This is a genomic window from Acinetobacter sp. ANC 5600, from assembly GCF_002018395.1.
In the GTDB taxonomy this organism is placed as follows: Bacteria; Pseudomonadota; Gammaproteobacteria; order Pseudomonadales; family Moraxellaceae; genus Acinetobacter; species Acinetobacter amyesii.
The window spans coordinates 195,108-219,633 of the sequence record NZ_MVKW01000002.1; the positions used below are offsets into that span (position 1 = coordinate 195,108).

Consider the following 24,526-nt stretch of genomic DNA (forward strand, 5'->3'; position numbering starts at 1 on the left):
CTGTCCTGTAATCCTTGAAAGATGAAATACACCTAGGTTTCACCGCCTAATCATGACAATGGATACGAGTGTGCTACCGATTATTATATTGTTACCGTTAATACTAGGCACAACACTTGTCTCGTGGTTGAAGCAATTCTCTCGCGGGGTAACAGCTTTAGGGGCGATTGGCGTCAGCCTCAGCAGTTTAGTTTTATTATTGAGTCAGGCTCAAAATGTATTTAATGGCAAAACCATCATTCAAACTTGGCCGTGGCTCACTCAAGTTGGCATTGATTTCAGTTTCCGTCTCGATGCACTGGGCTTGTTGTTCTCCCTGCTCATTACCGGGATCGGCACCTTAATTTATATCTATGCCTACTATTATTTAAGTCCAAAGAATTCGCTCAGTAAACTGTATGTTTTATTGATGCTGTTCATGGCTGCCATGCTCGGCATTTCATTGTCTAATAATTTAATTTTATTGCTTATTTTCTGGGAACTTACCAGCATTTCATCTTTCCTTTTGGTTGGTTATTGGAGCAATTACGACGCAGCTCAGCGTGGCTCTCGAATGGCTTTGACCATTACAGGTATGGGTGGTTTATGTATGCTGGGTGGTTTTGTTCTGTTGGCGCAAATCACGGGCACCTATCAGATTGATCAAATCCTAACGATGAGTAGCCAAATTCAGCAGCACTCGCTTTTTGTACCCACACTGCTATTAATATTAATGGGAGCATTTACTAAAAGTGCGCAGTTCCCTTTCCATTTTTGGTTGCCAAATGCTATGGCGGCACCGACCCCTGTCTCGGCCTATTTACATTCTGCCACGATGGTGAAAGCCGGAATTTTCCTGCTTGCACGCTTATTACCGATTTTTGCAGGCGCTACGTTGTATCACAACTTGGTCACCTTTATTGGCTTATTTACCTTATGTATGGCAGCATTCTTTGCCATTTTCAAAGAAGATTTAAAAGGGCTTTTGGCCTATTCCACCATCAGCCATTTAGGTCTGATTGTTTGCCTACTCGGGATCGGATCTCCCCTCGCAGTTGCGGCTGCCATTTTCCATATCATTAACCATGCGACCTTCAAAGCAGCCTTGTTTATGATCGCAGGGATTATTGACCACGAATCAGGTACACGCGATTTACGAAAACTCTCTGGTTTATGGCAATTACTTCCGTTTACCGCAACGCTAACCATGATCACTGCGGCCTCTATGGCAGGTGTCCCATTAACCAATGGTTTCCTCTCTAAAGAGATGTTCTTTACTGAGCTTTTAGCCAATCTGACTGGGCCTGTGATGATCGTATCAGCCATCATTGCCACCTTTGCCGGTATCTTTGCTGTCGCGTATTCAGTACGTTTAGTTCATGGGGTGTTTTTTGATGGTCCACTGGGGAAAGAAATTCCCAATAAAGAAGCACATGAACCACCGTTTGGTATGCGCGCACCAGCAACATTACTGGCTGCTTTATGTATTTTAGTTGGATTATTCCCTGCCCTATTGGTTGAGCATATAGTCAACAGCACAGCACGTGCGAGTATTCAAAACCCTGCGTTTGAAGGTACACATTTAGCGATTTGGCATGGTTTAAATGCACCGCTTTTGATGAGTGTAATAGCACTATTGGGTGGTTTAATTTTCTACTTCGCATTGGCAAAGGGCGGCAAATTACGCCGGATCGACTTAGATCCATTTTTGGGTCGTTTGCAAGGTAAAGTGCTGTTCGACTTATTTTTAAAATATCTCTTACTCAGCTCAAGAAAATTTCGTCGCTTTACTGAAAACGGCAAATTACAAAGCTATGTATTGTGGATTTTAATCTTTAGTGTAGCCATCGTCATCGTTCCATTTTGGCTGCAAGGCATCGGGACAGGCAGTCGTGAACTGGTACATGCACCGGTCATCGCGATTGTTCTGTGGCTATTATTATTCTCTGCATGTTGGATGATGCTTTGGTTCCACCATGAACGTATTAAAGCCGTCCTCATCAGTGGTGCAGTCGGTCTAGTTGTGACCATGGTGTTTATCTGTTTCTCCGCTCCCGATTTGGCGTTAACACAGATTACTGTTGACGTGGTGACCACCGTGCTCTTACTCATGAGCTTATCGTTATTACCACAGCTCACCCCTTATGAGTCGAGCGTGTCACGTCGTTGGCGAGATGCATTGATTGCGATTATTGTAGGTCTAGGGATCGCATGGATTTCATGGTTGATCATGACCCGTGATCATAACTCCATTTCATGGTTCTTCATACAGCAGTCTATCCCACTTGGTGGTGGTACCAATGTGGTCAACGTGATCTTGGTGGACTTCCGTGGTTTCGATACCTTTGGTGAAATTACCGTACTGGGAATTGCTGCAATTGGTACGCTATGCATGATGGATGGTATGCGTGCTCATGGCACCACCATTACGCAAGGTCTAACCTATCGTTTCAATCCATCGCCACTGATGTTCCGTATTACCTCATCTTGGATTTTGCCTTTGGCCTTGGTGGTCAGTCTGTATATTTTCCTACGGGGTCATAACTTACCGGGCGGTGGCTTTATTGCAGGTTTAATTACCTCTTTAGCCTTAGTGATTCAATATATCGCGCTCGGTCAAGACCGTGCCGAACAATTGATTGGTGCAAAATCAGGTCGCTTATATGAAGTGTGGATTGGTATTGGTTTAACCATTGCAGGTCTGACAGGGATCGCTGCTTGGCTATGGGGCCGCCCATTCCTGACCAGTGCTCATATCTATGTCTCACCACCCATTTTAGGTGAAATGCACCTTGCCTCCGCTGCCCTCTTCGACACAGGTGTCTACATCACCGTGGTGGGCGCGACGATGTTAATGATTTCCGTCTTAGGCGACTCGCGTCACTCGAGTATGTCTGGTCCAGTTCCAAGAGGCGAATAAGATGATTAGTTTAGAATTTTTACTCGCTTCAGCCATTGGCTTACTGACCGCAACAGGGGTATACCTGATTTTGCGGGCACGTACCTTTCCTGTCGTGCTGGGTTTAGCCATGATTGGCTATGCCGTCAACTTATTTTTATTTGTCATGGGGCGTATTCATATCAACGCACCGGCTGTGTTAACGGAAACAACCAAAGCGACCGATCCTTTACCACAAGCCTTGGTCCTAACCGCCATTGTGATTGGCTTTGCGACCACTGCCTTTATCGTACAATTGGCTCTGCGTAGCCGCTATGAAACCGGAACAGATCATGTGGACTCCAAAGAAGAAATACCGCAAATTGACCCGCGGGAGGATGAGCCATAATGCATGATTTCATCCAATTTTGGACTACCCACAGCCCGATTTTCAGTATTTTAATTCCTGCAATTACTGCATTTATTTTAGTCCTGTTGGGCAACCCCGGCTCTGGCTCGTTGGCACATGACTGGCGACAACCTTGGCGTCGTGGAATCAGCTATGTTTCTGGCATCCTTGGGCTGATCACATCTATCAGTTATTTGATGATCGCCAGCTCTGGCCAAGTCTTGGTTTATAACCTGAGTGAATGGGCCGCACCGTTTGGTATTGTCTTAGTTCTAGATCGACTCTCAGCATTCATGTTGGTGCTGACTTATGGTCTTGCTGTGCCAGTGATGTGGTTTGCCAGCAAAGAATGGGATGAGCGTGGTCGTTATTTCCATGCTATGTGCCATTTCTTACTGATGGGTTTGTGTGGTGCGTTCCTAACAGGCGATTTATTTAACCTATTTGTGTTCTTTGAAATCCTGTTGATGGCATCGTACGTTTTGCTCTTACACGGCCAAGGCAAAGCACGTTTTCAATTGGGTATTCATTACGTCACCATTAACCTATTTGCCTCTGCCCTCTTCCTGATTGGACTCGGGATGATTTATGGCAGTGTAGGTAGCTTAAATATGGCAGATGTTGCACGGCTTATGCCTTTGCTTGAAGCGGATCAACATCGTATTGCTGTAGCTGGTGCATTGTTACTGTTTACCGTCTTTGGCATCAAGGCAGCAATGCTGCCTGTAGGGTTCTGGTTACCGAAGACCTATGCTGTGGCAACCACTCCCGTTGCAGCCTTGTTCACCATTATGACCAAGGTCGGCATCTATGCCATTCTCCGTGTTAATGGCACTGTGTTTGACGATGGGATTAGCCGTGAAATCTTACAACAGTGGCTGTTACCGATTGGCTTAGTAACCTCGCTCTATGGTGCCTATGGTGCTATCGGAACGGATCGTTTACGTCGTTTTGTCGGTTTTATGATTTTGTCTTCTATCGGCACAATATTGGTTTCGATTTCACTCTTTAATACGGATGCATGGGCTGCAGGACTTTATTACCTGATTCACAGTACCATTATTGGTGCAGCTTTTTATATTCTATCGGGTTGGATTACCTCACAACGCGGCGAATTTAAAGATCATTTTAAACTTGCGCCCCGCATGAAACAGCATAATACCGTTGCTGTCTGCTATTTCATCATTGCGTTGATGATGGCTGGTCTACCACCCTTTAGCGGCTTTTTGGGTAAAGTATTTATCTTACAAGCCACAGCCAATTCACCTTACCAAATCATGATTATTTTAATTGTTTTGTTGGTGAGTTTACTCAGTATCATGGCATTTACCCGCGCTGGTTTTGTACTTTTCTGGCGTTCATCTCGTCCAGAAGATGATAGTGATACTGAAGAATATCAACGCTATCAGGCTTTGCCGAATAAGGCTCCGCTACGCAATGACAAGACCATTTATCTACTATTAACAGCGCTTGTGGGATATATGGTCTTTGCTGCACCAATCTATGACTATACCTACAAGACTGCGCAGCAAATTCAAGACAACCCATTATATGAATCGTTGCTATTGAAAAAGGATAAAGAAGGTCAAATTATCAGTGTTCAACCTTATAATCCTGAAAATTTACCTGAAACCAAATATGGTGGCGAATCAGCGGATCCAAATGCACACCTCATCCCCGCATTGATTGCGCCTGAAACCCTAAATGGCGAACATATTTCTGAATATAAGCGACGCCAAATTCAGGGACAGCAACAAGAAGAAAAATTGCCTGAAGAGACCCAGCTGAAACCAATGGAGGTGCCTTAACATGGCGACAATATCTTTATTTAATCGCTGGTTTCCGCATCCATTGGTATCAGTCATGGTTGGTCTGAGCTGGGTGATGTTAGCGCACAGTTTAGATGCGGCCACACTATGCATGGCCTTGGTTTTAGCAATTGTTATTCCGCGAATGGTTCGCCCTTTTATTGATCGAACACCGAATATCAACTGGCTGGCAGCATGTAAATTATTCTTTGTGGTGTTATGGGATATTATTGTCAGTAATATCCATGTTGCAAAACTCGTCCTTGGTCCGACACATAAATTGCATCCGAAATGGTTCCGTGTTCCTCTCGATACACAGCATGAAGAAGTCAATTCTCTGCTTGCGATGATCATCACCACGACACCCGGTACGGTGTCTGCTGGGATTGACCAAGACCGTGGTGATATTTTGGTCCATGCGCTGAGCACGGATGATCCTGAAGCAGAAATTCAAACCATTAAAGAGCGCTATGAGCGCCCTCTCATCCTTATTTTTGGCGCTGATACAGGAGAGTCTGCATGACAATTTTACCTTATGCGCTTGGCATTTGTTTAGTTGCGGTGACGATCTCAATGTTACTGTGCCTCATCCGCTTGGTGATGGGACCCTCAGTTGTGGACCGACTACTTGCTTTAGATACTTTGTTCTTAAATGCCACCTGCTTAATCGTCATTTTAGGTATTTATTGGGCAAGTACATCAATGTTTGAAGGGGCTTTATTGGTTGCCATGCTTGGGTTTGTATCTACAGCCGCTTTAGCACGCTATTTCACCACTGGACATGTCATCGACTAGGAGTCCTTTAATATGCAATTAGTCATGGAAATTTTGGTCTCGATTTTTTTGGTGATTGGTGCTTTCTTCATGTTGGTCGGGGGTATTGGTATGGTTCGCCTACCCGACTTATTTATGCGTCTACACGCACCGACTAAATCAAGCACCTTAGGTTTAGGAAGTTTTCTAATCGCTGCAATTATTTATGCAGCATTTCAAGGCCGTTTTGGATTTGCAGAAATCCTGATCACGCTTTTTGCTTTTATCACTGCACCGGTTTCTGCAAACCTCATGGCACAAGCGGCATTACATTTACGACTGCGCTCGATGAGTGGTGAGGCACCAGAAGCTCTGAATCGCCCTCTTCCTTGGCAGCGAACTCGGCGCCGTGCATTTCACTCTAAACGCCATTCAAAACCGGAGGATCTGGATTAAATCTAGATCCAGTTTGATTATCCCTTATAGCCCAAAAGTCTTTAATTTTCATCCATAATTTCTCAATTACATTCCCTTGAGCCATATATTGCAAACGTTTTTGGTTATAAGGTGTTTTTTTTAAACCATACTGCCTAGCTAAATCAATCAGTAAGTTAGTCTCAAAACTACTTTGAAAATTGTTATACCAGCCAGGCTGATTCTGGCTCATCTCAAGATTCGCCAATTCATAAAACAGCTGTGCCATCACGGCATCCTGTCTTGAAACAAAATTCTTCCGCTCACTGATTTGTAAGCTGACCTGTTCTCGTATGGCATCGTATTCCGCTGTTGTGGGTTTGCGCTGATCACTCCAATGTCCATCAGGAACATAGCCTGTTCCATAATGTACATTTAACAATGGATATTCATGAAAATATTTTGGTGTCGCGCGCTTGGTTTTGGCTTCTAAAATATTCAGATGAATCCATTCACTTCCAAGGTGAATCGTTGGATCACGTTTCATACCTTCAGCAATCCATCTTTTGGCCTGTGGAATATTGCCAATCAACTCCTATGCAGTACCTAAATTCACTGCAGTCTTTGGTAAACCTGGATGCTCTTTTTCAATTTCATTTAAAACCATAATGGCTAAATCGTATTTACCTGCATAAATCTGATGTACGGCATAATCATTTTCTGCCTGATAGTCTATTGGGCTAGGATACCTTGATACAAAGTTATTCAATTTCTCGTCATGATGTTCTTCGCGTTGATTTTCTTTTTGTGAATCAGATGTATAAAAATCTTCTACATAGGTATTTAAACATGCCCAACTTGGCATAGTAATAAATAATGCGCTACTCAAAAGGATTATTTTTTTCAATTCATTATTTTTACAGATTGGCGGATTAAATATCATGTTCGACCTGTCTTTCATTGGCATATTATAATTTTAAAGTGATTGAGTTTTTAAATTACCGTTATTCAAACATAAAAAAGCCACCCAAAGGTGGCTTTTTTCATTCAGCGAACTGAATTATTCATCATCTTTTTTTGCTTCGTCAGTAGGAGGTAAGTCCTTGACCGCTTCCGCAATTAGACCAAACATATAGTTGCCATAAGCATTTGTTTTGTCGTAATGGAAACGCAAACGTGGCGTAATACGTGTTTTGATACGACGGCTTAGTTCATGACGCAAGAAACCAGATGCTTTATTCAAGACATCTAAAGTCTCTTTATTTGCGGCTTCACTTTGCTCATCGCCTAGCTCACGACCCATTACAGTCACATAAACTTCGGCATATCCTAAGTCTGGGCTCACCTTCACGGCAGAGATGGTCACGAGACCACCTAAGCGTGGATCTTTCAGCTCCTGACGGATCAGTTCTGACAACTCACGTTGTACTGTATCCGCCATACGCTTCAGACGTTGACTACCCGCCATTAAAGACTCCGTTTAATCAATTGAACATCGTACACTTCGATCTTATCTTGTGCTTTGATGTCTTTATAGCCTTTCACCGCAAGACCACATTCCATACCGGCACGAACTTCTTCAACCACATCTTTGTAGCGACGAAGAGATTCAAGCTCGCCTTGGAATACCACCACGTCATCACGTAATACGCGAATCGGTTTATTACGGTGTAATGTACCTTCAAGTACCATACAACCTGCAGCAGCACCGAATTTACTTGAGTGGAACACTTCACGTACTTCAGCAACACCCAGAATTGTTTCACGGTGTTCAGGCGCCAATTTACCGCTCATCGCATCTTTCACATCATCAATTAATTGATAGATGATCGAGTAGTAACGAATGTCGATACCATCAGCATCAGCTTTTTGACGTGCAGTATTATCAGCACGTACGTTAAAGCCGAGAAGAACCGCTTCTGAAGATTCAGCAAGTGTTACGTCAGACTCAGTGATCGCACCAACACCTGAACCAATAATACGTACTTTCACTTCATCAGTTGCAAGTTCAGCAAGTGCAACGTGTAATGCTTCCAAAGTACCACGTACGTCTGTTTTCAATACCACGTTGACAATAGGCACATCTTTCTTGCCCATAGACGCCATGATATTTTCAAGACGCATCGCAGATTGACGCTCAAGTCGTTTTTGACGTTCACGATCCATACGCGCATCAGCAACTTCACGTGCTTTTTTCTCGTCATTTACAACAAGAACTTCATCACCCGCCATTGGCGCTTCTGGTAGACCCAAGATTTCCACAGGAATCGAAGGACCAGCAGATTTAATACGTTGACCATTTTCATCTGTCATCGCACGTACACGACCGTATGACGAACCTGCAAGAACAAGGTCACCCACTTTCAATGTACCGTTTTGAACAAGAATCGATGTTACCGCACCACGCCCTTTGTCTACACGTGCTTCAATTACAACACCTTGTGCTGCACCCTCTTCAGATGCTTTAAGCTCAAGAAGTTCGGCTTGAATTGAGATCAAGTCAAGAAGTTCGTCGATACCTGCACCGGTGTGCGCAGAAACCATTGCCACTGGAACGTCACCGCCCCATTGCTCAGGTACGATTTCTTTCGTCGTCAACTCATTCAATACGCGATCTGGATCAGCAGACTCTTTATCCATTTTATTGATAGCAACAATAATTGGTGTACCTGCTGCACGTGCATGGTCAATCGCTTCCGCAGTTTGTGGCATAACACCATCATCTGCTGCAACAACCAACACTACGATATCTGTAGATTTCGCACCACGTGAACGCATTGCAGTAAATGCTGCGTGTCCCGGTGTATCTAAGAAAGTAATAATACCTTTTTCAGTTTTCACATGGTAAGCACCAATATGCTGTGTGATACCACCTGCTTCACCTGCAGCCACTTTAGAGCGACGAATACGGTCAAGAAGTGATGTTTTACCATGGTCAACGTGCCCCATAATTGTCACAACTGGCGGACGAGTGGTTTGGACACCACGCGCTTCTTCAGCTGCTTCAAGTAAGTTGTCTTCTGCTTGTGTATCCGAAACAAGTACTGGATTGTGACCCATTTCTTCAACAACAAGTGCTGCAATTTCTTGATCAATCGCTTGGTTTTGAGTAACCAATTCGCCCATTTTCATGAGTGATTTGATAACTTCGCGAACTTTAACCGCCATTTTCGCAGCCAAGTCAGCAACAACAATTGTTTCACCAATTTCAACATCATAAACTTGTTTTTTAACTGGTTTTTCAAAGCCATGCTTGTTCGCTTGACTTGTTTTCAAACCACGTTTATGTGAGTTATCACGGAAAGATTGCTCTTCGCCACGACGACCACCTTTTTTAGGTGAACGTGAATTGTTGGTATTGGTACCACGTTTAATTTCACGGTCTTCTTTCGCAAATGAATCTTCATATGCCTGACCTACAAGGCCGGCAGCAAGCGGAGAATCATCTACAACACGAATGGTCGCAGTAGTGTCTTCGTTAGAATACTTAGACGCCATTTGACGCATTTGCTCAAGCGTACGTTGTTGCGCTTCTTCAGCGGCTTTACGACGCGCCGCTTCTTCTACAGCTTTCAATTGTGCTGCTTGAGCTTCACGTGCTTTTTTCTGTTCTAGAGTTTCAACAGGTTTTGTAATTGGCTTGTTGTTTGACTTACGTTTTACAACAACCGCAGCTTTCGGTGTTTCTTGCTTCGCATGTTCTTGCTTCGCAGCAGCACGCATTGCTTCTAAAGCTTGTTTCGCTTTAGATACTGGTTGTTGCTTCGGTTCTTCAGCTTTCGCTTCAACCTTAGGTTCCTGTTTACGTGCTTGTTGGTCAGCTTGTGCTTTCGCTAATGCTTCAGCTTTAATTTGCTCAGGATCCGGTTTAACAAATGTATGTTTCTTACGAACTTCTACATTAATCGTTTTTGCCTTGCCCGATGTACTCGCCACTTTAGCAGTACTGGTAGTTTTACGTTTCAACGTGATTTGTCCTGCATTGCCCGCATCCTGACCATGAACTTTTTTCAAATGGTTAACGAGGGCATTTTGTTGTTCAGTGGAGATAATATCGTCAGGTTTAGTTTGTGGTAAACCCGCATCACGAACCTGTTCCAGCAGCTTCTCAACTGGACGACCCACGCTGAGAGCTAACTCCTTAATCGACTTGTCCGTCATATATTACCTCCTAGTTAAACCATGATTCGCGCGCTTTCATAATAAGTTGACCTGCTTTTTCAGCACCTAAACCTTCGATATCAGAGATATCGTCAGTGGCTTGATCTGCAAGATCATCTACAGTTACCACACCGCGAGCGGCAAGCGCATATGCGATTTCTTTAGTCACGCCTTCCATTGCAGCAAGCTCTTCGCTTGGCTCTTGGATGTTTTCTTGTTGCTTCAATGCATCAGCCAATGCAATTTCTTTTGCACGACCTTGTAGCATTTCAACAGTTTCAGCATCAAGTTCGATCTCATCGAATGTTTCCGCAGGAACATACGCGATTTCTTCTAATGATGTGAAACCCATTTCAACCAACGCCATCGCTAAGTCTTCATCAATATCTAGACGTGTAACAAACATATCTAAATATTGTTGCGCTTCGTTTTGTTGGCGTGCGTGATATTCTTCTTCAAGCATCATATTGAGCTTGTAACCAGTCAATTCAGATGCTAAGCGTACGTTTTGACCTTGAGAGCCAATTGCACGTGCTAACTGATCACTCGTTGCAAAAATAATATCTGCAGTACGTTCTTCTTCATCAATCACGATACCTGATACATCAGCAGGCTCTAGAGCACTTGCAATGTACTGTGCCGCGTCATCAGACCAAACGACTACATCAATACGCTCACCATTTAACTCTGATTGAACTGCTTGGATACGTGTACCACGCATACCAATACATGCACCTACAGGATCAATACGGTGATCGTTTGTTTTCACAGCGATTTTAGCACGAACGCCAGGTTGACGTGCAGCAGCCTTAATCTCAATGATTTCTTCAGCAATTTCAGGAATTTCTTTCTTCATCAATGCAATGAGCATTTCTGGTTTAGAACGAGAAAGTAATAACTGAGCACCACGGCCTTCACGATTTACGTTAAACAAAATCGCGTTTACACGTTGTTTAGGACGTAGAATTTCTTTAGCGATCATTTCTTCACGCGCAAGATATGCTTCTGCATTGTCACCTAAATCAATGATAAAGCCATCTTTGGTTTGTTTTTTCACTTCACCGTAGATGAGTTCACCAACTTTAGATTCGTAAGCATCTGCAATTAGCGCACGCTCTGCTTCACGAATTTTTTGAACAATTACTTGTTTCGCAATTTGTGCCGCAATACGACCGAAATCAATCGATTCAACTTCAAGTTCACGGATATCCCCAATTGCCCATTTTGCAGGATCTACATCAGAGATCGCATCTTGGCATGCTGGCATTTCGTGATCTTCGTCGGCAACCACTTCCCATTGACGGAAAGTACGGTAATCACCAGTACGACGGTCGATTTCTACACGTAGACGAGCTTCTTCCGAGTGAGTTCCCTCGTAGAATTTCTTCTTAGTCGCTGCAACTAAAGCTTGTTCAAGCGCTTCAAAAATTGCATCACGACTTACACCTTTTTCGTTACTAACCGTTTCTACTACGGTAAGAATTTCACGAGCCATAAGTCACCTATTCGTTCAGATTCTTATTTATTAAATTAATCTTGGAAAACCAGATTTGCTTTATCAATATTGTGGCTGTCAATATCCAACACTTGTTGCTTTTCAACTTCAACCTGAATCATTTCGTTCTCAAGGTCTACGTTAACAAGTTTGGCTTGGAATTTACGACGATTATCTACAGCACTGATCAAACGCAAAGCGACTTGCTGACCAATGTATGCCGTCATTTGTTCCAATTTAAAGAACTGACGATCCCAACCTGGAGATGACACTTCTAATGCATATTCGCCTGAAATTGGATCATGTACATCCAACATCGCACCCACTTGCTGAGTGACACGAACACAGTCCTGCACGCCGATACCACGGCCTTGCTCAACTTCGCCATCTTCATTGATGACAGGTTCTGCATTTTCATCAACTTCACGGTCGATATAAATACGTAACAGTGAACGTTTTCCTTGAGGTTGGAAATCAATCCCCCAAAGTTCTACATCACATGCTTGCACCGCTGGGGCAATTAAGTCCTGAAGTGCTTGAGTTTTATTTGATAGCTTCATTTACTCTCGTCAAATTTGTGCGATTCGATGGTCGAAATGACCACTACAGACCAATACGAAACTATAGTAGTAGTGAAACATGACGGTTTGACCAGAATACTGTCGACACTACACGATAGCCAATAAAAAAGGGCGTAAATCGCCCCATTATTACACAGAAAACCATAGTCCACTGTGCAAAAAGGCCCACCTAGTTGTGAGCCTCTTTTAGAAACTTGGTAGCGGGAGCTGGATTTGAACCAACGACCTTCGGGTTATGAGCCCGACGAGCTACCAGACTGCTCCATCCCGCATCAACATGCAAAAATTATATACAATTTCTTGGTCATTTTCAATCTAAAACAACCTGAAGAATTGCCCTACTGAGTTGCATCTCAGAGGATTGGTAGCGGGAGCTGGATTTGAACCAACGACCTTCGGGTTATGAGCCCGACGAGCTACCAGACTGCTCCATCCCGCATCAACATCACAATGACTTTCAGATAAACTGCTTATATAGATTGTGTGCTATATAAGATTGGTAGCGGGGGCTGGATTTGAACCAACGACCTTCGGGTTATGAGCCCGACGAGCTACCAGACTGCTCCACCCCGCATCAATATGCAAATAGTTTTCTCAGCTTTAAAAGCTGTCCATTTAAAAGTTTGCATCTTAAAAATAGAATTGATTGGTAGCGGGAGCTGGATTTGAACCAACGACCTTCGGGTTATGAGCCCGACGAGCTACCAGACTGCTCCATCCCGCATCAACAGAGTTTTGCTGCATACACCAACTTATGTTCTGGATTATAAGTTGGTGCGGAAGGGGGGACTTGAACCCCCACGCCCGAAAGCACTACCACCTCAAGGTAGCGTGTCTACCAATTCCACCACCACCGCAGCTGTGACGCATTCTAGTCGCAACACGTCAAAAAAGAAAGTGCTAAATAAATTATTCAGCGCTTTTTGGTGCAGTTGGCGAAGTTTCAGCCGATTTTGCAGGCGCAGTCGGTACTGAAGAAATCGCATTCAGACTATAAGCATCTGTCGTTTGTTTCTTTGCAAACACAGCAAGTGTCAAGCTCGTAACGAAGAACAAAGCCGTTAAAATCGCAGTCAAACGGGTCATAAAGTTACCCGAACCCGATGCACCAAATACAGTTGCAGCACCGCCGCCACCAAAAGATGCACCCGCATCTGCGCCTTTACCATGCTGAACTAAAATCAGCACGATCATTAAAATCGCTAAGATAATATGTACCACCAGCACAAACGTATGCATGCTGAACTCCTAATTATTTTGTATTTGCAAATGCTTGAGCAATTTTATAAAACGACTCTGCATTTAATGATGCACCACCGACCAGCGCACCATTGATATCCGGACAGGCTGCCAACTCTACTGCATTTTCAGGTTTTACACTACCACCATAAAGAATCGCAGTATGAAGTCCCATTGGGGTGATTTGGCTTAAACCTTCACGAATTTTAGCGTGCATCGCTTGCGCATCTTCAGGTGACGCTGTTTTACCTGTGCCAATGGCCCAAATTGGCTCATAAGCTACCACAATTTGTTTCCACTGCTCTGCTTGTACAACAGCAGCAATATCACATATTTGTTGTAACACAATCTGTTCTGCTTGGCCGCTTTCACGTTGTTCTAAGCTTTCACCCACACAATAAATCACAGTCAAACCTGCGTTTAATGCATTTTTTACTTTTTCATTAATGATATGCGGTTGATCAGCGAATATTTCACGGCGTTCCGAATGACCAATCAGTACAAATTCAACACCATAATCTTTTAATAGCTCTGCACTGAGCTCACCCGTATATGCGCCTGTACCTGCAACGCGAGAAACGTCTTGTGCAACGGTTATGATGTTACGGCTAGCTTGTGTTAATTCATTTTGCACCGTGGTCAGAGCAATAGCTGTTGGTGCAACCCCAATATGACATGCCGCTTCAGCAATATTTTGTTCATCTAATAATTGCTTAAAATTCTTAAGAAGTGCGCCAGCATCGGCTTGCAATGGGTTCATTTTCCAGTTACCCACTACCCAAGGCGTAATCGTCGAACCCGACATATTTATCCCACATGACAAAGATGAAATCGGGCACATTCTACACGTAATTCATAATTTTGAAGATAAATTTCAACACATTTGCATCTTCGAAGCACACCAGTCATTCCAATACCTTCACTTTTCTGTAAAAAAATTAAGCAGATTTAAGGACTGGTTCATGCTTTTTACCAATTCTTAGCTAGTGACAACACTTTAAGATATGGTATTTTTGTGCAACAAAAGTATAATTTTGCTATACCAATTATAAACAGACTGAAGCATAGGCAAGTAAAAGCATGACAGCAGTTCAAGGTTCTTCAAGATTTACGGGGTTTATTCGTCGCTTAGTTGACGAAGGGCATCTGTCTGCCGAAAAAATGCAAGCAGCGCTGCAAAATTCAAAAAAGGCTCATCAAGATATCGTGCCGCATTTGATTCAGGAATATCACCTTTCAGCACGCCTGATCGCAGAAACCATCTCGATAGAGTTCGGTGAACCGGTTTTTGATATTTCAACTTATGATACGTCTTTAATTATACGTGATGAATTTGAAGATAAACTCATTACCAAGCATCGTATTTTGCCTATTTTTAAACATGGCAATTTATTATTCGTTGCGATCAGTAATCCCACCAATATTGAAGCAGTGGATGCCATTCGATTTGGTAGTAAGCTAAATACCGAAACAATTATTGTTGAACATGACAAACTTGAAAAGTTAATTGAGCAGAACTTCGCTGAAGAAAGTACTTTTGACTTTGATGATGACTTTGATCTTGATTTAGAACAGGAAACTATTGATCCAGCGAAAGAAGATGAAGATGAGGCAACGGGGGATGAAGCTCCGATTGTTAAATACATCAATAAGCTGCTAGTCGACGCAATTCGTATGGGTGCATCTGACTTACATTTTGAACCCTACGAAAAAACCTATCGTGTCCGCTACCGTGTCGATGGCGTGTTAAGAACAATTACAAATCCGCCCTTGCAGCTCGCTACACGACTCGCTTCACGTTTAAAAGTCATGTCACAAATGGACATCTCGGAAAAGCGTATACCTCAAGACGGTCGTATCAAGTTAAAGCTGTCAAAGAACAAAGCTATCGACTTCCGTGTAAACTCTTTACCGACCTTGTTTGGTGAAAAACTTGTTCTACGTATCCTTGATCCATCTAGTGCGATGCTAGGGATTGATGCGTTGGGTTATGAACCGGATCAAAAAGAACTGTTCATGCAGGCTTTAGAAAAACCACAAGGCATGCTACTCATTACCGGTCCAACGGGTTCCGGTAAAACCGTATCTCTATATACAGGTTTAAACATTCTTAACCGTGAAGATACCAACATTTCAACGGCCGAAGACCCTGTGGAAATTAACTTAGAAGGGATCAATCAGGTCAACGTAAATAATAAAGTCGGCCTCACCTTCTCTGCAGCCTTAAAATCATTCTTACGTCAAGACCCTGATATTGTGATGGTCGGTGAGATTCGAGATTTAGAAACGGCTGAAATTGCAATTAAAGCGGCTCAAACAGGTCACATGGTGATGTCTACACTGCATACCAATAGTGCACCTGAAACACTGACACGCTTACGCAATATGGGCGTGCCTTCATTTAACATCGCGACATCCGTGAACCTTGTCATTGCGCAGCGACTTGCACGTCGCCTATGTTCACAATGTAAAGAAACAGTAGACGTACCAAAACAAAGTCTATTGGAGCTTGGTTTTACCGAAGATGATTTAAATACACCAGAATTCCAAATATACCAGCCTGTGGGTTGTGCCGAATGCCGTGAAGGCTATAAAGGTCGTGTGGGTATTTACGAAGTCATGAAAGTGACACCTGAAATTTCAAGAATTATTATGGAAGACGGCAATGCCTTACAAATTGCCGAAGCTTCAAATCAAGCAGGTTTTAACAATTTACGCCGTTCAGGCTTAATTAAGGTCATGCAGGGGGTGACTTCACTTCAAGAAGTCAATCGTGTGACCAGTGAGTAAGTGAATTAGTATTTAAAAATAAGGATAAATTCATGGCTGTAAAAAAAGCGCAGATGATGCCAACCTTCAGTTATGAAGGCGTGGATCGCAAAGGGGCGAAAATCAAAGGGGAAATGCCTTCGCGTAATATGGCTTTAGCCAAAGTTACTTTACGTAAGCAAGGCATCACCATTAAAACCATTCGAGAAAAACGCAAAAATATTCTCGAAGGCTTGATGAAAAAGAAAGTATCCACTTTGGATATCACGGTATTCACGCGCCAACTTGCAACCATGATGAAAGCTGGTGTACCGCTCGTTCAAGGATTCGAAATCGTAGCGGAAGGCTTAGAAAACCCAGCCATGCGTGAAGTAGTCTTGGGGATTAAAGGTGAAGTTGAAGGCGGTAATACCTTTGCCGGTGCGCTGCGAAAATATCCGCAGTATTTCGATAACCTATTTTGCTCCTTGGTTGAATCAGGTGAACAGTCGGGTGCACTTGAAACTATGCTAGACCGTGTTGCAATTTACAAAGAAAAAAGTGAATTGCTTAAGCAAAAAATCAAAAAAGCCATGAAATACCCAGCAGCGGTAATTGTTGTCGCTGTTATTGTGACAATCATTTTGATGGTAAAAGTAGTTCCCGTATTCCAAGACTTGTTTTCATCATTTGGTGCAGACCTACCTGCCTTTACCAAAATGGTAGTGAACATGTCGGAATGGATGCAAAAATATTGGTTCTTCCTCATCATTGGAATTGGCGCTGTGATTGCTGGTTTCATGGAAGCAAAAAAACGTAGCAAAGCTTTCAGAGACTTCTTAGACAAAGCTGCACTCAAAGCACCGATTTTTGGTGATTTGGTTTATAAAGCAATTATTGCCCGCTATAGCCGTACCTTGGCAACCACATTTGCCGCGGGCGTACCCTTAATCGATGCGCTCGAATCAACTGCAGGTGCAACCAACAACGTGGTCTATGAAACAGCGGTCATGAAAATTCGTGAAGATGTGGCGACTGGTCAACAACTGCAATTTGCTATGCGTGTCACCGATAAATTCCCATCTATGGCGATTCAAATGGTGGCTATTGGTGAAGAATCCGGTGCCTTGGATGCTATGCTAGACAAAGTGGCAACGCATTATGAAAATGAAGTGGATAATGCCGTAGATGGCTTAACTTCGATGATGGAACCCTTGATTATGGCGGTACTAGGTGTCCTCGTTGGTGGTCTTGTGATTGCAATGTATCTTCCAATCTTCCAAATGGGTTCTGTGGTTTAATGCAAGAATTAATAACATATTTAATTAATACCCCAATTGCGTTATATATCGCAATTGGGATTTTTAGTCTTTGCATCGGTAGTTTTTTGAATGTGGTAATTTACCGCACACCAAAGATGATGGAACAAGAATGGCGTACGGATTGCCAACTGTTTTTACATCCGGATCAACCGATTATTGACGAAACAAAGATCACACTGAGCACACCTGCTTCAACCTGCCCAAAATGCAAAACGCCCATTCGTTGGTATCAAAACATTCCGGTTATCAGTTGGATCGTGTTACGCGGAAAATGTGGAAGTTGCCAAAACCCGATCAGTAGCCGTTATCCACTGATCGAATTACTTACCATGATCTGTGCGCTGATTGTTGTTGCAGTTTTTGGTCCAACTATCCAAATGCTGTTTGGTCTAGTGCTAACTTATGTATTGATTGCCTTAACATTTATTGACTTTGACACCCAACTTTTACCAGACCGCTATACCCTTCCTTTGGCTGCACTCGGGCTTGGCGTGAATAGCTATGCCATTTATACCTCTGCAACCTCAGCCATTTGGGGGTATATCATCGGGTTCTTATGCCTATGGATTGTTTACTTTTTATTTAAAATCATCACTGGCAAAGAAGGCATGGGCTATGGTGACTTTAAACTTTTAGCTGCGTTGGGTGCATGGATGGGCCCTTTCCTGCTCCCACTGATTGTATTACTCTCTTCACTGGTAGGTGCAATCATTGGCATTATTTTGCTCAAAGTCCGTAAAGAAAACCAACCTTTTGCATTTGGTCCCTATATTGCCATCGCTGGATGGATCGCCTTTTTATGGGGTGATCAAATTATGAAAATTTATTTGGGTCAGTAAGGTGGTTGTATGACATTTGTCTTGGGTTTAACAGGTGGTATCGGTAGCGGAAAATCTGCTGCAAGCAATTGGTTTGAACTCCAAGGCATTCAAGTCGTCGATGCTGATATCGTTGCTCGCGAGGTTGTCGAACCGGGCCAACCCGCACTGATTCAGATTCAACAACAATTTGGTGATTGGGTTTTACTTGCGAATGGTGAGTTAAATCGGCGCGCTTTACGAGAATATATCTTTAAAGATCCCACAGCACGTCAAGCACTTGAAGCCATTACCCATCCTGCAATACGTCAGTCCATTACCCAACAGTTAAATGAAGCCACCAGTCCTTATGTCATCTTGGTTTCGCCGCTGTTATTTGAAACCAATCAACATGAATTGACCAATCACACCTTGCTGATTGATGCCACGGAACAATTGCAAATTCAGCGTGCATCACAGCGTGATGGTCAAACTATCGAGCAAATCCAAAAAATTATTCACGTACAAATGTCACGTCAGGAAAAGCAAAAAATCGCCGATGATATCGTGCTGAATGATGGTCATTTAGATCATCTTTATGCGCAGCTTCGGCCATTGCATCTTAAGTACTTAGCGCACGCTGAAAAAAGCTAAATAAAAAGCAGTCTTACTCAGACTGCTTTTTTTGTTGTTCGAGTTGCTGCTCTAGACTATCCTTTCGTCCCAACCATTTCCAAGGTTGAATCGCTCCAATCCCCATCCCGACCAATCCACACACAATTGCAAAACTTAAGGGTTCATTCAGCAGCGGTACCGCTAAAATTGCAGCAATAAAAGGTGCCAAAGTTACGATACTTCCGGCTTTAAATGCACCCAGACGCTTGATCGCCTCTACATACGTTAAAGTCGCAATAATCACCACAAAAATACCGTGAAAGATAACTTGTCCAATGAGTTGCAGTGGCTCTGGGTCAGACCAATGTTTAGGGAAAAATAGTAGATAAATAGGCACGAATACCACGGCAGACCAAACCGCAACCCCCGCCATGGCATGCCAAGCAGAGAGCCTCCATTGCTTAAGCAATACCGTAAATATCCCCCACCAAATGGCACTGATAAAAAATAGCAAATCACCTAAACCAAATGCCACACCAGTCTCGACGTACATTAAATAGCTCATTAAGCTAATGGCAGAGACCATAATCACCACACTGATCCACGTATGCTTATCGATCGGCTGTTTGAAGATCAGAAACGCGGCTATGGCTGTACATAAGGGAATACAACCATTGAGAAAAATTGCAGCATGGGCCGCAGGAGCATAATGAAACGCACTATAGGCCGTTAAGCAATAGGTCACCCCGCCGAGCATGGCAAGGATAAAAGGCTCTTTCTTCCATAAAAAAGCCGTATCTTTTTTATAAATCAAAATTGGCATTAATATACAAAATGCCAAAGCAAACCGAAGTGCGGTAATGTCCCAAGCACTGATTCCCCAATTGGCGCTTAAACGTGCTGTTAAGGTGAATCCGCCCCAAATACACATGGTAATGAAAACATATAAATAACCTTGCTTTTGGGGAGACATCATTACTTCTATTTCAATTCATTATTACGTTGACGACATGCTTCATACAATGCCATACCGGTTGCGACACTGACATTTAAGCTTTGCAAGTTTCCAGCCATTGGAATATAAACAGTTTGATCACATTGCGCCTGCGTAATAGGACGCAAACCTGTATCTTCAGCGCCCATCACCACACATACACCCGTACCAGTAAAGTCAAATTTTTGAATCGGCAACGCTTTTTCATCTAGCATGGTGCCGACCACACGCACGTTAAAATCTTCTTTGATTTGAGCCAATGTACGTGCTAAGTTGGTCACCTGAATAAACTTCACTTTTTCAGCACCACCAGCAGCAACTTTGCGGGCTGTTGGGGTAAGCGTCGCTGAACGATCACGCGGTGCAATCACGGCTTCAACGCCCATAGCTGCCGCTGTACGGATACATGCACCAAGGTTATGTGGGTCTGTAATATGATCTAAAGCCAATAGCAACGCATTGGGATTGGCTTGTAATAAAGCCTCTAAATCTTTTTCGTTTAAGACTGGATGGGGGCGTACAGCCGCGACCACACCTTGATGGAACGGTTGTCCCGCAAGTTTTTCCAAACTATCACGGCTAGCTTTTTGAATGCTGACACCAAACGGTTCTGCCAACTCAAAAATACGTTTTAAACGCTGATCATCACGTCCTTTTAACGCAAATAAAGTTAATACGCGTTCTGGCTCAAGTTCCAGTAATGACTCCACTGAATGAACGCCATAATAATATTCCGGTTTCGCCATGAACGACCTCTAATTTGCAAACTTCGATAAACTTTTAAACAGGGTATGATCACCCAGCGCACAGCTTAGGTTATCAAAAAGAAAAATCCTGCAAAGCAAGCTTTACAGGATTTATGCTATGACACATAGTTTAACCGATTTGAAGTTAAAAAACTGTGCCTAAATGGATTGAATTATTAGCCTTCTAAGTGGCACACATAATCCAAGACTTCATCTGTTTCAATTTTAAATCGGCTATTACCTGGCACGTAGAACGATTGACCCGCACGGAATAGTTCGCTTTCTTCGCTATCAGCAATTTGAACACGACATTCACCTGAAATAATTTCCATACGTTCAGGTACATGGGTTTCAAAAGTCAGCGCTTGTTCAGTTGGAAGCAACACACCCAGTGTTTTCTTGGTTCCATCTTCAAATTGCACAGTGTGGCTGATACATAGACCGCCAAAATAAACATTTGATTTTTTGATGACTGATACATGATCAAACTGTGCTGACATGCGTTTTCTCCAGATAAAGCATATTTATAATATTTTGATCGAAGTAGTTTAATTGTGCTGCAAAAACTAATCAATCAGTGTTGAAAATTTTGAGATAGATAATTACAAAAATCTGAGAAGTGGATATGTCCCAATACCATCTCACTATCTTGACATTGAGAATCTAAAACAAACTGTACTTTTGTACAAAATACTTTTTTTATTTCATCCACTAAAGTCCTAGTTAGGGTCTATAGAAACGCTGCAAAATCATTTCACAGATATACATGGATAATGAATTATATGGACGGATTTAAGAGACCAAATCATGACGTTTTAAGGCAATAACACTTTAGATTAGATACAAGAATACATACACAAACGTGTTTTGTGAGAACTTAGCAAAATGTTGGATGGTTTAAGCTCACGTTATGCAAGATCATTTACTCTTTGCATCACTACACTGCGTACTTACGGCAGATACGAAACTAATTTCTTATTAAACTGAAATTTAGGATAGAATTATGAGGTTTTTCGTCATCTTAAAATAAAACTTATCTTGTGACCAAAACAAAACTTAATTATCTTTAACTAGAACTTTTCGCAGCTCGGATGCGTGTATGCTGACACATTTAACTCTGATCAATTTTGCATTAGCCGACCATTTAGCCATCGACATTGAACAAGGCTTTAACGTCCTGACGGGTGAAACAGGTGCAGGTAAATCTTTGCTGCTAGACGCACTATCAGCATGTTTAGGTGAACGAACAGACACCAACTATGTGCGCTATGGATCAGACAAAGCCGATGTGACAGCGACCTTTAGCTACCAAGAGCACAGTCCTGAAGCGCTTTGGCTCAAAGAACACGAACTGGATGATGAGTCTGGAGAAATCCATTTACGTCGCGTGATTTTTGCAACAGGTCGTAGCAAAGCATGGATTAATGGACGTCCGAGCAGCTTATCTGAGTTAAAAGAAATTGGCCGCTTATTGGTACAACTCTATAGCCAACACAGCCAACAACAACTCTTAGAACCGCCCTATCCAAAACATTGGCTAGATCGCTATTACAATTTTTATCAGCCGGCTCAAGCCGTTCGTGATGCCTATAGCAAGTGGCAAAAGGACATTCGACAGCACCAAGCAGCACTCGACGCCCAAGCCACACGTAAGCAACGGATAGAAACGCTTGAACTTCAATTGGAAGAACTTGAAGACCTTGTGCAAACGGACTACAAAGAAATCGAGCAAGAATTTGACCGTCTCAGTCATCATGAACATATCATGCAGGATTGTAGCTATGGTCTAAATGCCCTCGATGACGCCGAGCAAAATATCAATCAAGAAATGGGCGCGATCATTCGTCGAATTGAATCGCATGCAGGACGTAGTGAACAACTTTCTGAAATTTATACGTCGCTACTGAACGCTCAAAGTGAAATTGAAGATGCCACCGCAAATTTACGTCAGTTTATTGATCGTCAAAGTTTTGATCCTGAACGTATGGACGAATTAAATACCAAACTGGAAGTTTTTCATCGCTTAGCGCGTAAATATCGTACTCAGCCTGAAGATTTAAAACAAGAATACGAAGCGTGGCAACTTGAGTTAGAGCAACTGCATCAGCTGGAAGATCCTGAAACGTTGGCAGAACAAGTGGAAGTGTCTCATCAAGACTTTTTAACCAAAGCACAGCATTTGGATGATATTCGTCGTGAAGCATCTACCCCATTGGCGAAGCAGTTGACTGAACAAGTGAAGCAGCTCGCGCTCCCAGAGGCTCATTTTGAATTTAAATTTGAGCCTCTAGAACAAGCTTCAAGTGAAGGTTTAAGCTTTATTCAGCTGTTATTCACAGCCAACAAAGGGATTCCTGCTCAGCCTCTAGCACGCGTGGCATCGGGGGGTGAATTGTCACGTATCGCCTTAGTCATGCAAGTGATGAATGCTGAAAAAACCGAATCCGAAGTGTTAGTCTTTGATGAAATTGATGTCGGGATCAGTGGCGGAACGGCAGAAATTGTCGGGCGTTTATTGGCAGACCTTGCGCAGCATGTTCAAATTTTATGTATTACTCACCAAGCCCAAGTCGCTGCCCAATCTGACCAACATCTCTTGGTGAAAAAACGTCAAACGGATCCTGCAAGCAGTACCATTATCGAATTAGAAGAAGATGATCGGATCCAAGAGCTGGCTCGAATGACTGGTGGTGTGGAGATTAGTCAAACGACCTTACAACACGCAAAACAGTTGCGACAATTAAAATTTCAACATAGTTAATTTTTGATGCTTTCAAAAAAGCCTGTGTATTCAAAGTACACAGGCTTTTTTCTTAAATACACTATTTGACAATCCCCTGATACACAAAGGCTTTCGAGCCTAAGCTATAGCGTATATATTTATACTGCGGCTGATGTTGTTGATTGAGTAACATAACATCCACGTGTTTCGGACTGATTTTGAGATATTCATTACCGCTACGACGATCAGTTTCATAATGGCAGTCATAATCTACCGAGATTTGATCTAGTTTCTTTTGCTTAGTTTGAAATACATAAGATTTAAGTAACTGTTTTGGTCCAACTTCAACAGCTCTTAGATGATGTAGTCCACTGCAATTATCACCTTTATAATAACTCTTCACCAAATATACGGTTTTATTTTGGATGTTGACCGGCAAAATTTGATTGATATAGCCTGAGTCAAATTGATCTAAATGTTGCGTTTTTCCCGTTGCATATTGCACATAGCTGCTCCACTCCCCCATGGTGCCTCCACCAGACACATCAAAACTATAAAATTTAAGTTTTTTATCTGGTGAATATTGCACATGAACAAAACCTTGCTTTTCGAGTTGCGTAAATCCGTAGTGAAAACTGCTCGGATCTGCCGCAATGATATCCACAATTTCACGTTCTATCGCTTCATTGACCTCATAAAAATTTAAGTTTTTATATTTTTTAATCACCTGAGATTCATGTTTTTGTAAGTCAGCGCTTCCTGCAAAGCCTGAAATAGGTAGGCTTGCACAGAGTGCCATCCCTATTATTTTTGAATAATGTGTCATTGTTTTACCCTCAGTTTATCCTGCTATTTTAAGCAATCT

General features: G+C 42.7%; 23 protein-coding genes and 5 tRNA genes. 11 read left to right on the forward strand and 17 right to left on the reverse strand.

Going from position 1 to position 24,526, the window contains the following annotated elements:
• Positions 1 to 58 precede the first annotated feature (58 nt).
• The 6 genes from B1201_RS04765 to B1201_RS04790 are packed head-to-tail and all read left to right on the forward strand — an operon-like array spanning position 59 to position 6,283.
• Entirely contained in the window at positions 59 to 2,899 is a 2,841-nt protein-coding gene (locus tag B1201_RS04765) for a monovalent cation/H+ antiporter subunit A (RefSeq protein WP_078192549.1), read from the forward strand.
• A gap of 1 nt (position 2,900) precedes the next feature.
• Positions 2,901 to 3,266 carry a Na+/H+ antiporter subunit C gene (locus B1201_RS04770; protein WP_078192550.1) on the forward strand — a complete coding sequence of 122 codons (366 nt, stop codon included), beginning with the start codon at positions 2,901 to 2,903 and terminating at the stop codon, positions 3,264 to 3,266.
• Positions 3,266 to 5,074, forward strand: coding sequence for a monovalent cation/H+ antiporter subunit D (locus tag B1201_RS04775; RefSeq protein ID WP_078192551.1), 1,809 nt, complete (start codon positions 3,266 to 3,268; stop codon positions 5,072 to 5,074). Before B1201_RS04770 ends, B1201_RS04775 begins: the two co-directional genes overlap by 1 nt.
• A 1-nt stretch (position 5,075) precedes the next feature.
• Positions 5,076 to 5,597 carry a Na+/H+ antiporter subunit E gene (locus B1201_RS04780; RefSeq protein ID WP_078192552.1) on the forward strand — a complete coding sequence of 174 codons (522 nt, stop codon included), beginning with the start codon at positions 5,076 to 5,078 and terminating at the stop codon, positions 5,595 to 5,597.
• Entirely contained in the window at positions 5,594 to 5,869 is a 276-nt protein-coding gene (locus tag B1201_RS04785) for a monovalent cation/H+ antiporter subunit F (RefSeq protein WP_078192553.1), read from the forward strand. The genes B1201_RS04780 and B1201_RS04785 overlap by 4 nt, the downstream gene beginning before the upstream one ends.
• A 12-nt stretch (positions 5,870 to 5,881) precedes the next feature.
• The gene (locus B1201_RS04790) at positions 5,882 to 6,283 is read left to right on the forward strand and encodes a Na+/H+ antiporter subunit G (protein WP_078192554.1); all 402 of its coding nucleotides are present in this window, start codon (positions 5,882 to 5,884) and stop codon (positions 6,281 to 6,283) included.
• Here the strand turns inward: B1201_RS04790 and B1201_RS04795 are convergent.
• The 13 genes from B1201_RS04795 to tpiA form a co-directional block, all read right to left on the reverse strand.
• Positions 6,249 to 6,833 carry a hypothetical protein gene (locus B1201_RS04795; protein ID WP_078192555.1) on the reverse strand — a complete coding sequence of 195 codons (585 nt, stop codon included), beginning with the start codon at positions 6,831 to 6,833 and terminating at the stop codon, positions 6,249 to 6,251. The two genes, B1201_RS04790 and B1201_RS04795, sit on opposite strands and share 35 nt — an antisense overlap.
• A gap of 3 nt (positions 6,834 to 6,836) precedes the next feature.
• Positions 6,837 to 7,130, reverse strand: coding sequence for a hypothetical protein (locus B1201_RS04800; RefSeq protein ID WP_143221659.1), 294 nt, complete (start codon positions 7,128 to 7,130; stop codon positions 6,837 to 6,839).
• 171 nt (positions 7,131 to 7,301) lie between these two features.
• Positions 7,302 to 7,709 (reverse strand): ribosome-binding factor A, encoded by a 408-nt coding sequence (locus B1201_RS04805; protein ID WP_078189413.1) that lies wholly within the window; start codon positions 7,707 to 7,709, stop codon positions 7,302 to 7,304.
• Positions 7,709 to 10,402 (reverse strand): translation initiation factor IF-2, encoded by a 2,694-nt coding sequence (infB, locus tag B1201_RS04810; RefSeq protein WP_078192557.1) that lies wholly within the window; start codon positions 10,400 to 10,402, stop codon positions 7,709 to 7,711. Before infB ends, B1201_RS04805 begins: the two co-directional genes overlap by 1 nt.
• A 10-nt stretch (positions 10,403 to 10,412) precedes the next feature.
• Positions 10,413 to 11,897, reverse strand: a complete 1,485-nt coding sequence (gene nusA / locus B1201_RS04815) for a transcription termination factor NusA (protein WP_078192558.1) — start codon at positions 11,895 to 11,897, stop codon at positions 10,413 to 10,415.
• A gap of 35 nt (positions 11,898 to 11,932) precedes the next feature.
• The gene (gene rimP / locus B1201_RS04820) at positions 11,933 to 12,457 is read right to left on the reverse strand and encodes a ribosome maturation factor RimP (RefSeq protein WP_078192559.1); all 525 of its coding nucleotides are present in this window, start codon (positions 12,455 to 12,457) and stop codon (positions 11,933 to 11,935) included.
• 216 nt (positions 12,458 to 12,673) lie between these two features.
• Positions 12,674 to 12,750: transfer RNA gene (locus tag B1201_RS04825), tRNA-Met, on the reverse strand.
• Between the two features lie 90 nt (positions 12,751 to 12,840).
• A tRNA-Met gene (locus B1201_RS04830) sits at positions 12,841 to 12,917 on the reverse strand.
• 58 nt (positions 12,918 to 12,975) lie between these two features.
• A tRNA-Met gene (locus B1201_RS04835) sits at positions 12,976 to 13,052 on the reverse strand.
• 73 nt (positions 13,053 to 13,125) lie between these two features.
• Positions 13,126 to 13,202, reverse strand: a tRNA-Met gene (locus B1201_RS04840).
• 48 nt (positions 13,203 to 13,250) lie between these two features.
• Positions 13,251 to 13,335 (reverse strand) — tRNA-Leu (locus B1201_RS04845).
• A gap of 52 nt (positions 13,336 to 13,387) precedes the next feature.
• Positions 13,388 to 13,717, reverse strand: coding sequence for a preprotein translocase subunit SecG (gene secG / locus B1201_RS04850; RefSeq protein WP_078192560.1), 330 nt, complete (start codon positions 13,715 to 13,717; stop codon positions 13,388 to 13,390).
• A gap of 13 nt (positions 13,718 to 13,730) precedes the next feature.
• On the reverse strand, positions 13,731 to 14,522 hold the full coding sequence (gene tpiA / locus B1201_RS04855) for a triose-phosphate isomerase (RefSeq protein ID WP_078192561.1): 792 nt from the start codon (positions 14,520 to 14,522) through the stop codon (positions 13,731 to 13,733).
• 275 nt (positions 14,523 to 14,797) lie between these two features.
• Between tpiA and pilB the strand changes: the two genes are divergently transcribed.
• From pilB to coaE, 4 genes are read left to right on the forward strand one after another with little or no spacing between them, the layout of a single operon-like run.
• Positions 14,798 to 16,507, forward strand: a complete 1,710-nt coding sequence (pilB, locus tag B1201_RS04860) for a type IV-A pilus assembly ATPase PilB (protein WP_078192562.1) — start codon at positions 14,798 to 14,800, stop codon at positions 16,505 to 16,507.
• A gap of 32 nt (positions 16,508 to 16,539) precedes the next feature.
• Positions 16,540 to 17,766 carry a type II secretion system F family protein gene (locus tag B1201_RS04865; protein ID WP_078192563.1) on the forward strand — a complete coding sequence of 409 codons (1,227 nt, stop codon included), beginning with the start codon at positions 16,540 to 16,542 and terminating at the stop codon, positions 17,764 to 17,766.
• Complete coding sequence (locus B1201_RS04870) at positions 17,766 to 18,626, forward strand: prepilin peptidase (protein WP_078192564.1); 861 nt, start codon at positions 17,766 to 17,768, stop codon at positions 18,624 to 18,626. Before B1201_RS04865 ends, B1201_RS04870 begins: the two co-directional genes overlap by 1 nt.
• A 9-nt stretch (positions 18,627 to 18,635) precedes the next feature.
• Positions 18,636 to 19,238 carry a dephospho-CoA kinase gene (coaE, locus tag B1201_RS04875; protein WP_078192565.1) on the forward strand — a complete coding sequence of 201 codons (603 nt, stop codon included), beginning with the start codon at positions 18,636 to 18,638 and terminating at the stop codon, positions 19,236 to 19,238.
• A gap of 13 nt (positions 19,239 to 19,251) precedes the next feature.
• Here coaE and B1201_RS04880 read toward each other — a convergent pair whose 3' ends face one another.
• From B1201_RS04880 to B1201_RS04890, 3 genes are all read right to left on the reverse strand, one after another.
• Positions 19,252 to 20,172 (reverse strand): DMT family transporter, encoded by a 921-nt coding sequence (locus B1201_RS04880; RefSeq protein ID WP_372491165.1) that lies wholly within the window; start codon positions 20,170 to 20,172, stop codon positions 19,252 to 19,254.
• 8 nt (positions 20,173 to 20,180) lie between these two features.
• On the reverse strand, positions 20,181 to 20,939 hold the full coding sequence (gene rlmB / locus B1201_RS04885; RefSeq protein ID WP_078192567.1) for a 23S rRNA (guanosine(2251)-2'-O)-methyltransferase RlmB: 759 nt from the start codon (positions 20,937 to 20,939) through the stop codon (positions 20,181 to 20,183).
• Between the two features lie 176 nt (positions 20,940 to 21,115).
• Positions 21,116 to 21,439, reverse strand: coding sequence for a pyrimidine/purine nucleoside phosphorylase (locus tag B1201_RS04890; RefSeq protein WP_067763086.1), 324 nt, complete (start codon positions 21,437 to 21,439; stop codon positions 21,116 to 21,118).
• A gap of 599 nt (positions 21,440 to 22,038) precedes the next feature.
• Between B1201_RS04890 and recN the strand changes: the two genes are divergently transcribed.
• Positions 22,039 to 23,700, forward strand: coding sequence for a DNA repair protein RecN (gene recN, locus B1201_RS04895; protein WP_078192568.1), 1,662 nt, complete (start codon positions 22,039 to 22,041; stop codon positions 23,698 to 23,700).
• 61 nt (positions 23,701 to 23,761) lie between these two features.
• Here recN and B1201_RS04900 read toward each other — a convergent pair whose 3' ends face one another.
• Positions 23,762 to 24,487 (reverse strand): hypothetical protein, encoded by a 726-nt coding sequence (locus tag B1201_RS04900; protein ID WP_143221660.1) that lies wholly within the window; start codon positions 24,485 to 24,487, stop codon positions 23,762 to 23,764.
• Positions 24,488 to 24,526: the final 39 nt, after the last annotated feature.